The 14,563-nt window shown below is 37.7% G+C and carries 16 protein-coding genes; all 16 read left to right on the top strand.

From position 1 onward, the window contains the following. Positions 1–2: 2 nt before the first annotated feature. The 16 genes from ftsY to trmFO all read left to right on the top strand — a co-directional run bounded on the left by ftsY (position 3) and on the right by trmFO (position 14,499). Positions 3–992: a signal recognition particle-docking protein FtsY gene (gene ftsY / locus EGX95_RS17635; protein ID WP_000007646.1), complete on the top strand. Its 990-nt coding sequence runs from the start codon at positions 3–5 to the stop codon at positions 990–992. 133 nt (positions 993–1,125) lie between these two features. Further along, the gene (locus tag EGX95_RS17630) at positions 1,126–1,458 is read left to right on the top strand and encodes a putative DNA-binding protein (protein ID WP_000891062.1); all 333 of its coding nucleotides are present in this window, start codon (positions 1,126–1,128) and stop codon (positions 1,456–1,458) included. A 12-nt stretch (positions 1,459–1,470) separates the two neighbouring features. Beyond that, the gene (ffh, locus tag EGX95_RS17625) at positions 1,471–2,820 is read left to right on the top strand and encodes a signal recognition particle protein (RefSeq protein ID WP_000863461.1); all 1,350 of its coding nucleotides are present in this window, start codon (positions 1,471–1,473) and stop codon (positions 2,818–2,820) included. Between the two features lie 100 nt (positions 2,821–2,920). Beyond that, on the top strand, positions 2,921–3,193 hold the full coding sequence (gene rpsP / locus EGX95_RS17620; RefSeq protein WP_000268750.1) for a 30S ribosomal protein S16: 273 nt from the start codon (positions 2,921–2,923) through the stop codon (positions 3,191–3,193). Positions 3,194–3,207: 14 nt separating this feature from the next. Further along, positions 3,208–3,435 (top strand): KH domain-containing protein, encoded by a 228-nt coding sequence (locus EGX95_RS17615; RefSeq protein ID WP_000737403.1) that lies wholly within the window; start codon positions 3,208–3,210, stop codon positions 3,433–3,435. 123 nt (positions 3,436–3,558) lie between these two features. Further along, a complete protein-coding gene (rimM, locus tag EGX95_RS17610; RefSeq protein ID WP_000170268.1) occupies positions 3,559–4,074 on the top strand; it encodes a ribosome maturation factor RimM in 516 nt (171 codons plus the stop codon). Next, positions 4,074–4,808 carry a tRNA (guanosine(37)-N1)-methyltransferase TrmD gene (gene trmD, locus EGX95_RS17605; protein WP_000686892.1) on the top strand — a complete coding sequence of 245 codons (735 nt, stop codon included), beginning with the start codon at positions 4,074–4,076 and terminating at the stop codon, positions 4,806–4,808. Before rimM ends, trmD begins: the two co-directional genes overlap by 1 nt. A gap of 146 nt (positions 4,809–4,954) precedes the next feature. After that, positions 4,955–5,299 (top strand): 50S ribosomal protein L19, encoded by a 345-nt coding sequence (gene rplS, locus EGX95_RS17600; RefSeq protein WP_001186516.1) that lies wholly within the window; start codon positions 4,955–4,957, stop codon positions 5,297–5,299. Between the two features lie 101 nt (positions 5,300–5,400). After that, positions 5,401–5,952 carry a signal peptidase I gene (gene lepB, locus EGX95_RS17595; protein WP_000711857.1) on the top strand — a complete coding sequence of 184 codons (552 nt, stop codon included), beginning with the start codon at positions 5,401–5,403 and terminating at the stop codon, positions 5,950–5,952. A 20-nt stretch (positions 5,953–5,972) separates the two neighbouring features. Next, positions 5,973–6,863 (top strand): ribosome biogenesis GTPase YlqF, encoded by an 891-nt coding sequence (gene ylqF, locus EGX95_RS17590; RefSeq protein WP_000236700.1) that lies wholly within the window; start codon positions 5,973–5,975, stop codon positions 6,861–6,863. A 51-nt stretch (positions 6,864–6,914) separates the two neighbouring features. Beyond that, positions 6,915–7,688 (top strand): ribonuclease HII, encoded by a 774-nt coding sequence (gene rnhB, locus EGX95_RS17585; RefSeq protein ID WP_001174725.1) that lies wholly within the window; start codon positions 6,915–6,917, stop codon positions 7,686–7,688. 193 nt (positions 7,689–7,881) lie between these two features. Then, positions 7,882–9,042 (top strand): ADP-forming succinate--CoA ligase subunit beta, encoded by a 1,161-nt coding sequence (gene sucC, locus EGX95_RS17580; RefSeq protein ID WP_001020785.1) that lies wholly within the window; start codon positions 7,882–7,884, stop codon positions 9,040–9,042. Positions 9,043–9,061: 19 nt separating this feature from the next. Next, the gene (sucD, locus tag EGX95_RS17575) at positions 9,062–9,964 is read left to right on the top strand and encodes a succinate--CoA ligase subunit alpha (RefSeq protein WP_000115178.1); all 903 of its coding nucleotides are present in this window, start codon (positions 9,062–9,064) and stop codon (positions 9,962–9,964) included. Between the two features lie 87 nt (positions 9,965–10,051). Further along, the gene (dprA, locus tag EGX95_RS17570) at positions 10,052–10,921 is read left to right on the top strand and encodes a DNA-processing protein DprA (RefSeq protein WP_000818031.1); all 870 of its coding nucleotides are present in this window, start codon (positions 10,052–10,054) and stop codon (positions 10,919–10,921) included. Between the two features lie 144 nt (positions 10,922–11,065). Continuing rightward, complete coding sequence (gene topA, locus EGX95_RS17565) at positions 11,066–13,144, top strand: type I DNA topoisomerase (protein ID WP_001286973.1); 2,079 nt, start codon at positions 11,066–11,068, stop codon at positions 13,142–13,144. A gap of 50 nt (positions 13,145–13,194) precedes the next feature. Beyond that, positions 13,195–14,499 (top strand): FADH(2)-oxidizing methylenetetrahydrofolate--tRNA-(uracil(54)-C(5))-methyltransferase TrmFO, encoded by a 1,305-nt coding sequence (trmFO, locus tag EGX95_RS17560; protein ID WP_002028254.1) that lies wholly within the window; start codon positions 13,195–13,197, stop codon positions 14,497–14,499. The last annotated feature ends 64 nt before the right edge of the window (positions 14,500–14,563 follow it).

Here is a 14,563-nt window from a genome sequence, read left to right as displayed (position 1 = left end):
GTATGAGCTTTTTTAAAAAACTAAAAGAAAAAATTTCAAAACAAACAGATACGGTAACAGAGAAGTTTAAACAAGGATTAGAAAAAACGAGAAATTCGTTTGCAGATAAAGTAAATGATTTAGTCTTTCGTTACCGTAAAGTAGATGAAGATTTCTTCGAAGAATTAGAAGAAATTTTAATCGGTGCAGATGTTGGCGTTTCGACAGTGATGGAATTAATCGACCAGCTGAAAGAAGAAGTGCAACGTCGTAATATTCAAGATCCAAAAGAAGTACAAGCTGTTATTTCGGAAAAATTAATAGAGATTTATAAAGGTGACAGTGATTTTACTAATGAAATTAATGAGCAAAAGGATGGCTTGACAGTTGTTTTATTTGTTGGTGTGAATGGTGTAGGTAAAACGACAACAATTGGTAAGATGGCTCATAAGTTTAAATCAGAAGGTAAGTCTGTTTTATTAGCAGCAGGAGATACATTCCGTGCTGGAGCGATTGAACAATTAGAAGTATGGGGCGATCGCGTTGGGGTAGAAGTGATTAAACAAGGATCAGGGTCTGATCCAGCAGCGGTTATGTATGACGCTGTACAAGCTGCAAAAGCACGTAAAGTAGATGTATTACTATGTGATACAGCAGGACGTTTACAAAATAAAGTAAACTTAATGAAAGAGTTAGAGAAGGTAAAGCGTGTAATTGAGCGTGAAGTACCAGGAGCTCCTCATGAAGTATTACTTGTTATTGATGCAACAACAGGACAAAACGGTTTAAGTCAAGCGAAAACATTCCGTGAAGCAACGAATGTGACTGGTATTGTTTTAACGAAGTTAGATGGAACTGCTAAAGGTGGTATTGTATTAGCAATTCGTAACGAAATGGATGTACCGGTGAAATTCGTTGGATTAGGAGAGCAAATGGATGATCTGCAACAATTCGATCCAGAACAATATGTATATGGTTTATTTGCGAACTTAGTAGAAACAGAAGAAGTATAAGTGAAAGAAGCGGTATTTTCCGCTTCTTTTTCTATAAAAATATGAGATGTTAAGAAAAAAACTTGACACTCTTTTGTACTCCATGTAAACTAATTCATGTAAAGGGAAATCACTTAACAAAGGATGATCCAACATGCTCGAAAAAACAACGAGAATGAACTATTTATTTGATTTTTATCAATCGTTGTTAACGCAAAAACAAAGAAGTTATATGTCGCTTTATTATCTAGATGATTTATCTCTTGGTGAAATTGCGGAAGAATTTGATGTAAGTCGCCAAGCCGTGTATGATAACATTAAACGGACTGAAGCGATGCTTGAAGAATATGAAGAAAAATTAGTATTACTTCAAAAGTTTCAAGAGCGACAGCGACTTGTTGCAAAGCTAAAACAGCTAATCAGCGAAGAAGAGCATGTGAATGAAGAAATGAAACAAGTTGTTGAAGCTATCGAAAAATTAGATTAGGAGGGCGGCAATATGGCATTTGAAGGATTAGCCGACCGACTTCAACAGACGATGCAAAAAATCCGCGGCAAAGGGAAAGTTTCTGAAGCCGATGTGAAAGAAATGATGAGAGAAGTTCGTCTAGCTCTTTTAGAAGCGGACGTTAACTTTAAAGTAGTAAAAGATTTTGTAAAGCGTGTATCTGAACGTGCTGTCGGACAAGATGTAATGAAAAGTTTGACACCTGGACAACAAGTAATTAAGGTTGTACAGGAAGAACTTACAGAACTTATGGGCGGAGAGCAAAGCAAAATTGCTGTTGCTAATAAGCCACCGACTGTTATTATGATGGTTGGTCTGCAAGGTGCAGGTAAAACAACGACGACAGGTAAGCTTGCGAATTTGCTTCGTAAAAAGCATAATCGTAAACCAATGCTTGTTGCGGCGGATATTTACCGTCCTGCAGCGATTAAACAGCTTGAAACATTAGGGAAGCAATTGGACATGCCTGTATTCTCTTTAGGAGATCAAGTAAGTCCTGTTGAAATTGCGAAACAAGCGATTGCAAAAGCGAAAGAAGATCATCATGATTATGTTTTAATTGATACAGCAGGTCGCCTGCATATTGATGAAGAACTAATGGATGAATTAGCGAAAGTGAAAGAAGTTGCGAAACCGGATGAAATTTTCCTTGTTGTCGATGCGATGACAGGACAAGACGCGGTTAATGTTGCACAAAGTTTCCATGAACAGCTAGGTTTAACAGGGGTTGTATTAACGAAGCTGGATGGTGATACGCGCGGTGGTGCGGCATTGTCTATTAAAGCTGTTACAAATACGCCAATTAAATTTGCTGGTATGGGTGAAAAACTAGATGCACTTGAAGCGTTCCATCCAGAACGTATGGCATCCCGTATTTTAGGGATGGGAGACGTCTTAACATTAATTGAAAAAGCGCAAGCTACAGTTGATGAAGAGAAAGCAAAAGAACTTGAGCAAAAAATGCGTACGCTTTCGTTTACACTTGACGATTTCCTAGAACAACTTGGACAAGTGCGTCAACTTGGACCGCTTGATGAATTGTTAGGAATGCTTCCTGGTGCAAATAAAATTAAAGGGCTGAAAAATGCACAAGTTGATGAAAAACAAATTGGGCATATTGAGGCAATTATTCGTTCTATGACTAAATTAGAGCGAGAACAACCGGAAATAATCAATGCTAGTCGCAAAAAACGCATTGCCAAAGGTAGCGGTACAACGGTACAAGAAATCAATCGTTTAATCAAGCAATTTGATGATATGAAAAAAATGATGAAAACGATGACTGGAATGCAAAAAGGTAAGAAAAAAGGACTAGGTGGATTGAAGTTTCCATTCATGTAAGGAAAAAAGATGGCTCTGTTAAGAAAAAATACTTTACAAAGCAATAGTCTTTTTGCTAATATAATTATCTGTGTGAAATAAATTCGGAGGTGCTTTATAAATGGCAGTTAAAATTCGTTTAAAACGTATGGGAGCTAAAAAAACTCCTTTCTATCGTGTAGTTGTTGCAGATTCTCGTTCTCCTCGTGACGGACGTTTCATTGAGGAAATCGGTACTTACAATCCGGTTGCTCAACCAGCTGAAGTTAAGATCAACGAAGAAGCAGCATTAAAATGGTTAGGAAATGGTGCTAAACCATCTGATACAGTTCGTAACTTATTCTCTAACCAAGGTATCATGGAGAAATTCCACTTATCTAAACAAGGTAAGTAATTGAGGCAATGACTATGAAGAAGTTAGTCGAGACGATTGTCAAGCCTCTTGTCGATTATCCTGAAGATGTAAAAGTTACACAGGAACTTTACAACGGAGAGATAAAGTATCGATTAACTGTACATCCTGAGGATGTTGGAAAAGTCATTGGAAAACAAGGGAAAGTTGCGAAAGCAATTCGAATGCTCTTGTATTCAGTGGGACATCACAATAGTGAAAAAGTAACACTGGAAATTCAATAAACGTAAAAAGGGCGAGGAGTTATTCCTCTCCCTTTTTTAACATTTAAAGAGAAGTTGCAGCATGTTCCATATGTGAAATGGGGATGCTTAATTTATATAGAAACTAGGGGTGACATACTGTTTATGACAAAATGGTTTAACGTAGGAAAAATTGTAAATACTCATGGCGTAAAAGGAGAAATTCGTGTGGTTTCTCGTACGGATTTTCCAGAAGAGCGATATAAAGTAGGGAATACGTTATACATATCGAATGAAAAAGGTGGAGAGCCTTTCCCAGTAAAGATTACTTCTCATCGTCAACATAAAACATTTGATTTATTGACATTTGAAGGATATGGGAATGTAAATGAAGTAGAACAGTTTAAAGGTTCTCTTTTAAAAGTGCCTGAAGATCAATTAGGCGAACTAGCTGAAGGTGAATACTACTATCATGAAATTATTGGTTGCAACGTTGTAACGGAAGAAGGAGAAGCGCTAGGGACAATAAAAGAAGTTCTATCTCCTGGTGCAAATGATGTTTGGGTAATTAAACGTCCAAAAGGTCAAGATTTGTTAATTCCTTATATTGATGATGTTGTGCTTCAAGTTAACATTGAGAATAAATTAGTAACCATTCATGTAATGGAAGGGCTACTATAATGAAAATTGACATTTTAACTTTGTTTCCAGATATGTTTACAGGTGTGTTTGGATCTTCAATTTTAAAGAAAGCACAAGAAAAAGAAGCGGTAGAGCTTCGTGTTGTCAATTTCCGCGATTATACAACGAGTAAGCATAATAGTGTGGATGATTATCCGTATGGTGGCGGCGCTGGGATGGTGTTAACTCCTCAGCCTATTTTTGATGCTGTAGAAGATTTAACGAAAGAGACAGAGCGGAAGCCGCGGGTTGTCTTAATGTGTCCGCAAGGTGAAAGGTTTACTCAGAAGAAAGCGGAAGAGCTTGCAGAGGAAGAACATTTAATCTTTGTATGTGGGCATTATGAAGGATATGACGAACGAATTCGTGAACATCTCGTAACAGATGAGATTTCTATCGGTGACTATGTATTAACGGGTGGAGAGTTAGCCTCTATGGTTATAACTGATAGTGTCGTACGTCTCCTTCCAGGAGTACTAGGAAATCATGCTTCACAAGTCGAGGATTCGTTTAGTACAGGTTTATTAGAGCATCCTCATTATACACGTCCAGCTGATTTTCGTGGTATGAAAGTGCCAGATGTATTAATGTCGGGAAATCATAAAAATATTGATGAATGGCGACATAAAGAATCGTTGCGTCGTACGTACACGCGTAGACCGGATTTACTAGAAGAACGAGAATTGTCTAAGCAAGAAAAGAAGTGGCTAGAACAGATTAAAGAAGGCAAATAAGTGCTTGATATATTTTCTATTGCAACAGCCTTAGCAATATGCTATTATAACACTTGTGCTGCTGAAATCAGTAGCCGTATTAACGATGTTCCGCTGTAATTTATTTAGACTTTATAAGAGCATCTGTTTAAAGGAGAGAATTTAATATGCAACAATTAATCGCAGAAATTACAAAAGGCCAATTAAAAACTGACCTTCCTTCATTCCGTCCTGGAGACACTTTACGTGTACACGTAAAAGTAGTTGAGGGAACTCGTGAAAGAATTCAGCTTTTCGAAGGTGTTGTAATTAAACGTCGTGGTGGCGGAATCAGTGAAACATTCACAGTTCGTAAGATTTCTTACGGTGTAGGTGTAGAGCGTACATTCCCAGTTCACACGCCAAGAATCGCGAAAATCGAAGTACTTCGCCGTGGTAAAGTACGTCGTGCTAAGTTATACTACTTACGTAACCTTCGCGGTAAAAAAGCACGTATTAAAGAAATTCGATAAGACATGTATGGGAGCTTGTAAATGCACAAGCTCCCTTTTTCCAATCTATATAAAATTTTGATATAATACGATCAGCTTACATAATCGTGGAGGGGAAAAGCATGAAGAAAGAAAAGAGTTCACTTTGGGAATGGATCAAGGCAATTTTGATAGCTGTTGTATTAGCAGGTGTTATTAGACAGTTTTTCTTTGCGCCAATTCTCGTAGATGGAGTATCGATGGCGTCTACATTACATGATCGCGATCGAATGATTGTTAATAAAATTGGTTATCACATAGGAGATCCGAAACGATTTGATATTATTGTATTCCGAGCAACGGAAGATAAAGATTATATTAAGCGTATTATCGGCCTGCCAGGCGATGAAATAGAGTATCGTAATGATAAACTATATGTTAACGGAAAGGCTTATGAGGAGCCGTATTTAGACAAGCAGAAAAAACAAATTGCTGACGGACCGCTTACATATGATTTCACTCTTGAAGAAATGACAGGAAAGAAAACTGTTCCAGAAGGTCAATTATTTGTTTTAGGCGATAATCGTCGTTTTAGTAAAGATAGCCGTTCGATTGGTACAATTTCAATGGACCAAGTGATTGGAAAGGCAAATATACTATATTGGCCGTTAAAAGATGCTCGTATTGTGAAATAAAAGAAAAAGAAGGTGGCAACATGGTAATTCAATGGTTCCCGGGACATATGGCAAAGGCTAGACGCCAAGTAACAGAAAAATTAAAGTTAATTGATGTTGTAATTGAGCTTGTAGATGCTCGATTACCTTTATCTTCTCGAAATCCGATGATCGATGAGATTATTACACATAAACCGAGGCTTGTTGTTTTAAATAAAGCGGATATGGCAGATGATCGTTTAACAAAGCAATGGATCGCATATTTTAAAGAAAAAGGCCATATGGCAATTTCAATTAACGCACAGGCTGGACAAGGCATGAAGGAAATTGCGGCGGCTTGTAAAGTGTTAGTGAAAGAGAAATTTGATAAAATGGTTGCAAAAGGTATTAGACCGAGAGCGATTCGTGCATTAATTGTGGGGATACCGAATGTTGGTAAATCTACGTTGATTAATAAGTTAGCGAAGAAAAATATTGCTAAAACAGGAGATCGTCCTGGTGTGACAACAGCTCAGCAATGGATTAAAGTTGGGAAGGAAATGGAATTACTTGATACACCAGGTATACTATGGCCTAAATTTGAGGACCAATTAGTTGGATTACGTCTAGCTACGACTGGTGCAATTAAAGATTCTATTTTAAATCTACAAGACGTAGCTGTTTATGCGCTACGTTTTATGGAGAAACATTACCCAGAGCGATTAAAAGAGCGCTATAATTTAAATGACATTCCAGAAGATATCGTGGAGTTATTTGATGCGATTGGAAAAAATAGAGGCTGTTTAATGGGCGGCGGAATGATTGATTATGATAAAACATCTGAACTTGTACTTCGTGAGCTTCGTGGTGGCAAACTTGGAAAAATGACGTTTGAAACACCAGAAGAGTTTGCAGAGCAGACAGAAGATGCAGAAAAAGTAGAAGAAGTATAAGACGTGCGTTTGTACGTCTTTTCTTTTTTGTATATAAAGGGAGTGGCATGAATGCAAAAAGTGACGATTCAAGAGGCGGAACATTTACTACAAGAAATTATGAGTGAAGAGGACGACCGCTTTCAGATATTAATGAAAGATGAGCGAAAAGGGGTACAAAAGCTCATTTCGAAGTGGTATAAACAAAAAGAGTTAGCACAAAAGGAAAAAGAAAAATTTCTAGAAATGTCTAAATATGAAAATGCATTACGTGAAAAAGGTCTCACATATATCGCAGGTATAGATGAAGTAGGTCGTGGACCGTTAGCTGGGCCTGTTGTGACGGCAGCTGTCGTTCTTCCTAAGGATTTTTATATTCCGGGGTTAAATGACTCGAAAAAGTTGAGTGAAGCGAAACGTGAGCGTTTTTATGATGAAATTAAAGCGCAAGCAATTGCAATTGGAGTTGGAATTGTATCACCGCAAGTTATTGATGAAATAAATATTTATCAAGCGACGAAACAAGCGATGTTAGATGCTGTTGCGAATTTATCTTGTACACCACAATATTTATTAATTGATGCGATGAAACTCCCTACACCAATTCCGCAAACATCTATTATTAAAGGTGATGCAAAAAGTATTTCTATTTCAGCTGCATCCATTATTGCGAAAGTAACGAGAGATCGTATGATGAAAGAGCTTGGAGAAAAGTATCCTGCATATGGATTTGAACAACATATGGGATATGGCACAAAACAACATTTAGAAGCGATTGAAGCGCATGGCATATTAGAAGAACATCGAAAATCGTTTGCGCCAATTAAAGATATGATTCAAAAATAAGCTGCGAAAACGCAGCTTATTTTGTATTTTGACATATAAACATTACTATTTTCCAAAAAGAATAAAGCGATTTCAGTTTTCTGACACTTTATTGTAGACAGCGTGCCAATCATCTTATACAATGGCAATGTAATGTTTTTTAAACATTAAAAAACTTTTCGAGTAAAACAGGAAAACAGGGGAGGATGGGACCATGAATATCCATGAGTACCAAGGTAAGGCAGTCCTTAGAAGCTATGGGGTTAGCGTTCCGAACGGGAAGGTTGCATTTACAGTAGAAGAAGCTGTAGAAGCGGCGAAAGAATTAGGAACGGATGTATGTGTAGTGAAAGCACAAATTCACGCTGGTGGACGCGGCAAAGCTGGCGGAGTAAAAGTTGCAAAAAATTTAGATGAAGTTCGTACATATGCAGAGAGCATTTTAGGAACTACACTTGTGACACATCAAACAGGTCCTGAAGGTAAGGAAGTAAAACGCTTACTTATCGAAGAAGGTTGCGATATTAAAAAAGAATATTATGTAGGTCTTGTTTTAGACCGTGCAACTTCTCAAGTTGTTTTAATGGCTTCTGAAGAAGGCGGAACAGAAATTGAAGAAGTAGCAGAAAAAACACCTGAAAAAATCTTTAAAGAATATATTGATCCAGCAGTAGGCTTACAAGGCTTCCAAGCACGCCGAATTGCATTTAACATCAATATTCCAAAAGAGCTTGTAGGACAAGCTGTGAAGTTTATGATGGGCTTATACCGTGCTTTTATCGAAAAAGATTGCTCTATCGCAGAGATTAACCCACTTGTTACAACAGGTGATGGTAAAGTTATGGCATTAGATGCGAAATTAAACTTTGATTCTAATGCTTTATATCGCCATAAGGACATTTTAGAACTTCGTGACCTTGATGAAGAAGATGCAAAAGAAATCGAAGCTTCTAAATATGACTTAAACTACATTCCTTTAGATGGAAATATCGGTTGTATGGTTAATGGTGCAGGTTTAGCGATGGCTACTATGGATATCATTAAACATTACCATGGCGATCCAGCTAACTTTTTAGATGTTGGTGGCGGTGCGACAGCTGAAAAGGTTACAGAAGCATTCAAAATTATCCTTTCTGACAAAAATGTAAAAGGTATCTTCGTTAACATTTTTGGTGGCATTATGAAGTGTGATGTTATTGCAGAAGGTGTTATTGAAGCAACGAAACAAGTAGGTCTTGAATTGCCTTTAGTTGTACGTCTTGAAGGTACAAACGTAGAGTTAGGTAAGAAAATTTTAAATGAGTCTGGCTTAAATATTGTTGCAGCAGAATCTATGGCAGACGGTGCACAAAAAATTGTTTCACTAGTGGGCTAATAGAAAGCGGGGGAGAAAAATGAGCGTATTAGTTAATAAAGATACAAAAGTTATTGTTCAAGGTATTACAGGTTCTCAAGGGTTATTCCACACAAAGCAAATGATAGAATACGGTACGAAAATTGTCGGTGGTGTAACGCCAGGTAAAGGTGGCACTGATATTGAAGGTGTACCAGTATTTGATACTGTAGAAGATGCAGTGAAAGCAACAGGCGCAAACGCTTCAGTTGTATACGTTCCACCCGCTTTTGCGGCTGATGCAATTATGGAAGCAGTTGATGCAGAAATTGATTTAGTAGTATGTATTACTGAAGGAATTCCTGTATTAGATATGGTAAATGTAAAGAGATATATGGCTGGTAAACATACACGTTTACTTGGACCGAACTGCCCAGGTGTTATCACACCTGATGAATGTAAAATTGGTATTATGCCAGGGTACATTCATAAAAAAGGTCATGTAGGTATCGTATCTCGCTCTGGTACATTAACGTATGAGGCTGTACATCAGTTAACACAAGAAGGTATTGGTCAATCTACGGCTGTAGGTATCGGCGGAGACCCAGTTAACGGTACAGACTTTATTGATGCGTTAAAAGCATTTAATGAAGATGAAGAAACACATGCTGTAATTATGATTGGTGAAATCGGTGGTACAGCGGAAGAAGAGGCAGCTGAATGGGTGAAAGCTAATATGACAAAACCTGTTGTAGGCTTCATTGGCGGCCAAACAGCGCCTGCTGGCAAACGTATGGGCCATGCTGGTGCAATCATTTCTGGCGGTAAAGGAACTGCTGCAGAAAAGATTAAAACGATGGAAGCTTGTGGTATTAAAGTAGCGGAAACTCCAGCAGTTATGGGTGAAACGCTAATCTCTGTCTTAAAAGAAAAAGGTCTATTTGAGACTTGTAAAAACTACTAATCTGTTGAAAGACACCTTCTTGCTTGAAGGTGTCTTTTTACAAACTTCTTGTTTACATAATAAAAATTATGGGTAAGGAGAATTGAGATGAAAAGAGAACGATTATTACATCTTCATTATTTGTTAGCAGACCATTGGAAGGCGATAGAGAGGCTATTACATGTCGATCCAGAATTGAAGGGAATATACACTTTTAATGCAAAACAAATGGAATGTTACACTGGAATATCCTCGAAAAAATCTTCAGAATTAGTAAATTTTCTTCAAAGTTCAAATCTCCCACAATATATATCTTATTTAGAGAAAAATCGATTCTTTTATATGACAATATGGGATGAAGATTATCCGAAATTATTACGTGAAATACAAGATCCTCCCTTTGTATTATATGGAAAAGGAGAAAAAGATTTTCTCAATAAAGTGAATAAATTAGCGGTTGTTGGAACGAGAGAACCGACTTTATATGGATATGAAAGTTTGAAATTTATTTTACATCCATTATTAGAAAAAGAATGGCTTATTGTCAGTGGATTTGCAAGAGGGATAGATGCGATGTCTCATGAAATTACAGTAAGACGGCATTGCCCAACAATTGCGATACTAGGACATGGATTATCGTATATATATCCAAGAGAGAATCGATATTTATATGAAGTATGGAATGAATATATATTGTTATTAACAGAGTATCCTCCGCACTATGCACCGAAAAAATGGTATTTTCCAAAAAGGAATCGAATTATTAGTGGCATAAGTAAAGGTGTTTTAGTTGTAGAAGCGAAATCAAGAAGTGGAACACTTATTACCGCAGACCTTGCTCTAGAGCAAAATAGAGAGGTATTTGCACTGCCTGGACCTATATTTATAGATAGTGCATCAGGAACAAATCATCTCATTCAACAAGGAGCGAAACTAGTAAGAAATGCAGAAGATATACTGGAAGAGGTTTTAAATTAACCTTATATTTTTATGTTTTTATTAAACAATTATTGACAAATGGTAGATAGGCACTGTATGGTATATTCATTCTTGATTGACAAAAACAAGAGAAATCAATAAGATTAATGAAGACTTGAATCCACCTCTTAAGGAGGCACTAGCATGTCAGATTACCTCGTAATCGTGGAGTCGCCTTCTAAGGCGAAGACCATTGAGAAATATTTAGGGAAAAAATACAAAGTTGTCGCGTCTATGGGACACGTTCGCGATTTACCTAAAAGCCAAATGGGGATAGAAGTAAAGAACAACTTCACCCCGAAGTATATTACCATTCGTGGTAAAGGTCCCGTCTTAAAAGACTTAAAATCAGCAGCAAAAAAAGCAAAGAAAGTCTATCTCGCGGCCGATCCAGACCGCGAAGGGGAAGCTATTGCTTGGCATTTAGCCAATACGTTAAATGTGGACGTTGAATCAGATTGCCGAGTTGTGTTTAATGAGATTACAAAAGATGCAATAAAAGAATCATTCAAACATCCTCGCGCGATTAACATGAATTTAGTAGATGCACAACAAGCAAGACGTATACTAGATCGTCTTGTTGGTTACAATATTAGTCCTTTATTATGGAAGAAAGTAAAAAAAGGATTAAGTGCAGGACGCGTACAATCTGTAGCAGTTCGTTTAATTATCGAACGTGAAAGAGAAATACAAAGTTTCGAGCCTGAAGAATTCTGGACAATTAAGACAGAATTTGTGAAAGGGAAAGACACATTTGAAGCAAGCTTTTACGGTGTAGATGGTGAAAAAGTTCAATTAACGAATGAAACACAAGTGAATGAAATAATTGAACGGCTGAAAGATAATGCGTTCTCAGTTGAAAATGTAACGAGAAAAGAGCGAAAACGTAATCCAGCATTACCATTTACAACATCTTCCTTGCAACAAGAGGCGGCGCGTAAGTTAAACATGCGAGCAAAGAAAACGATGATGCTTGCGCAGCAATTGTATGAAGGAATTGATCTTGGAAAACAAGGAACTGTAGGTCTTATTACGTATATGAGAACTGATTCAACACGTATCTCAGAAACAGCTCAAACAGAGGCACGTACGTACATTACTGAGGCGTTTGGTACGGAATACATAGGAACAGAAAAGAAGAAAGAAACGAAGAAGTCGAACGCACAAGATGCGCATGAGGCAATTCGTCCTACTTCGGTAATGAGAAAGCCAGAGGAACTAAAGAGTTTCTTAAGTCGTGACCAACTTCGATTGTATAAATTGATTTGGGAGCGATTTGTTGCAAGTCAAATGGCGTCTGCTATAATGGATACTGTGACAGCGAGACTCATTAATAATAATGTTCAGTTCCGTTCAAGTGGATCGGTTGTAAAGTTCCCAGGATTTATGAAAGTGTATGTAGAGTCGAAAGATGATGGGGCTGAAGAAAAGGATAAGATGTTGCCACCTTTAGAAGTAGGGGAAACCGTATTTTCGAAGGATTTAGAACCGAAGCAACACTTTACACAACCTCCGCCGCGCTATACAGAGGCTCGTTTAGTAAGAACACTTGAAGAGCTTGGAATTGGAAGACCGTCGACTTACGTACCGACACTTGAAACGATTCAAAAACGTGGATATGTAGGTTTGGATAATAAACGCTTCGTTCCAACTGAACTAGGTGAAATAGTAATTGAACTTATTTTAGAGTTTTTCCCGGAAATTATTAACATTGAATTTACTGCTAACATGGAGCAAAGCCTCGATGAAGTAGAAGAAGGAAATGCGAATTGGGTAAAAATTGTTGATGATTTCTACGTAGGATTTGAACCGCGTTTAGAAAAAGCGGAAAAAGAAATGCGTGAAGTGGAAATTAAAGATGAACCAGCTGGGGAAGATTGTGAATTATGTAATCACCCAATGGTCTTTAAAATGGGTAAATACGGGAAATTTATGGCTTGCTCGAATTTCCCAGATTGTCGTAATACAAAACCGATTGTGAAAGAAATCGGTGTTACTTGTCCGAAATGTGATAAAGGTCAAATTATTGAACGTCGTAGTAATAAAAAGAAACGTCTTTTCTATGGGTGCGGTACGTATCCAGAGTGTGACTTTGTATCTTGGGATAAGCCGATTGGCCGTAAATGTCCGAAGTGTGAAGGTATGCTAGTAGAGAAGAAGTTGAAAAAAGGCGTACAAGTACAATGTATTTCGTGTGATTATGAAGAAGAACAACAAATGTGAGCGTAACTGCTCACATTTTTTTCGGGAAGAAAAGGAAAGGTGATAAATATATGACAACACAAGTAGTAAACGTCATTGGCGCAGGTCTTGCAGGAAGTGAAGCAGCTTACCAAATTGCAAAACGTGGTGTCCAAGTAAGATTATACGAAATGAGACCGGTAAGGCAAACGCCAGCTCATCACACAGATAAATTTGCAGAATTAGTATGTAGTAACTCGCTTCGCGCAAACACATTAACAAATGCTGTTGGTGTTATTAAAGAAGAAATGCGTTTAATGGATTCTGTTATTATTCGTGCAGCTGATGAGTGTTCTGTACCAGCAGGAGGGGCTTTAGCGGTAGATCGTCATGAATTTGCGGCAAAAGTAACGGAATATGTGAAAAATCATCCGAACGTAACTGTGGTGAATGAAGAAATCACTGAAATTCCAGAAGGTCCTACTGTTATTGCGACAGGTCCACTTACGTCGCCTGATCTTTCTGCGCAATTAAAAGAATTAACGGGTGAAGACTACTTTTATTTCTATGATGCAGCAGCACCGATTGTTGAGAAAGACAGCATTGATATGAATAAAGTGTATTTAAAATCTCGTTACGATAAAGGTGAAGCGGCATATTTAAACTGTCCAATGACGGAAGAGGAATTTGACCGTTTTTACGAGGCTTTAATCGCTGCTGAAACAGTACCTTTAAAAGAATTTGAAAAAGAAATTTTCTTTGAAGGTTGTATGCCGGTAGAAGTTATGGCAAGTAGAGGAAGACAAACACTAGTATTTGGACCGATGAAACCTGTTGGATTAGAAGATCCAAAAACAGGGAAAACGCCATATGCTGTTGTTCAGTTACGTCAAGATGATGCAGCGGGGACGTTATACAATATCGTAGGTTTCCAAACGCATTTAAAATGGGGACCGCAAAAAGAAGTGTTACAGTTGATTCCGGGACTGGAAAACGCAGAGATTGTACGTTATGGTGTAATGCATCGTAATACGTTTATTAATTCACCTAACTTACTTCGTCCAACATACCAATATAAACAACGTGATGATTTATTCTTCGCTGGTCAAATGACTGGAGTAGAGGGGTATGTTGAATCGGCGGCTTCAGGATTGCTAGCAGGTATCAACGCTGCTCGACTTGTAAAAGGTGAAGAGCCGGTTGTATTACCACCAGTAACTGCGATGGGAAGTATGGCGAATTATATTACTGCGACAAATGCAAAAAACTTCCAACCGATGAATGCAAACTTCGGTCTGTTTGCACCGTTAGAGAAGAAAATTAAAAAGAAAGCAGAACGTAATGAAGCATATGCAACACGCGCTTTAGAAACGATTCGAAATTTTGTAAATATTTAGTTAAATTTCTTGCAAAGGCTACTAAGTTGTGATACGATTTAGTAGCCTTTATTGAGGTGAATTG

It is taken from the genome of Bacillus sp. FDAARGOS_527, from assembly GCF_003812125.1.
GTDB classification, from domain to species: Bacteria; Bacillota; Bacilli; order Bacillales; family Bacillaceae_G; genus Bacillus_A; species Bacillus_A paranthracis.
This window is presented reverse-complemented; position numbering and strand designations above follow the sequence as displayed.

Coding starts and splice junctions, on each gene's coding strand:
- dprA (WP_000818031.1), top strand. CDS start 10,052: ATGAAAAGAGAACGATTATTACATCTTCATTATTTGTTAGCAGACCAT.
- ffh (WP_000863461.1), top strand. CDS start 1,471: ATGGCATTTGAAGGATTAGCCGACCGACTTCAACAGACGATGCAAAAA.
- rimM (WP_000170268.1), top strand. CDS start 3,559: ATGACAAAATGGTTTAACGTAGGAAAAATTGTAAATACTCATGGCGTA.
- EGX95_RS17630 (WP_000891062.1), top strand. CDS start 1,126: ATGCTCGAAAAAACAACGAGAATGAACTATTTATTTGATTTTTATCAA.
- rplS (WP_001186516.1), top strand. CDS start 4,955: ATGCAACAATTAATCGCAGAAATTACAAAAGGCCAATTAAAAACTGAC.
- EGX95_RS17615 (WP_000737403.1), top strand. CDS start 3,208: ATGAAGAAGTTAGTCGAGACGATTGTCAAGCCTCTTGTCGATTATCCT.
- sucC (WP_001020785.1), top strand. CDS start 7,882: ATGAATATCCATGAGTACCAAGGTAAGGCAGTCCTTAGAAGCTATGGG.
- rnhB (WP_001174725.1), top strand. CDS start 6,915: ATGCAAAAAGTGACGATTCAAGAGGCGGAACATTTACTACAAGAAATT.
- ylqF (WP_000236700.1), top strand. CDS start 5,973: ATGGTAATTCAATGGTTCCCGGGACATATGGCAAAGGCTAGACGCCAA.
- trmFO (WP_002028254.1), top strand. CDS start 13,195: ATGACAACACAAGTAGTAAACGTCATTGGCGCAGGTCTTGCAGGAAGT.
- rpsP (WP_000268750.1), top strand. CDS start 2,921: ATGGCAGTTAAAATTCGTTTAAAACGTATGGGAGCTAAAAAAACTCCT.
- topA (WP_001286973.1), top strand. CDS start 11,066: ATGTCAGATTACCTCGTAATCGTGGAGTCGCCTTCTAAGGCGAAGACC.
- trmD (WP_000686892.1), top strand. CDS start 4,074: ATGAAAATTGACATTTTAACTTTGTTTCCAGATATGTTTACAGGTGTG.
- ftsY (WP_000007646.1), top strand. CDS start 3: ATGAGCTTTTTTAAAAAACTAAAAGAAAAAATTTCAAAACAAACAGAT.
- lepB (WP_000711857.1), top strand. CDS start 5,401: ATGAAGAAAGAAAAGAGTTCACTTTGGGAATGGATCAAGGCAATTTTG.
- sucD (WP_000115178.1), top strand. CDS start 9,062: ATGAGCGTATTAGTTAATAAAGATACAAAAGTTATTGTTCAAGGTATT.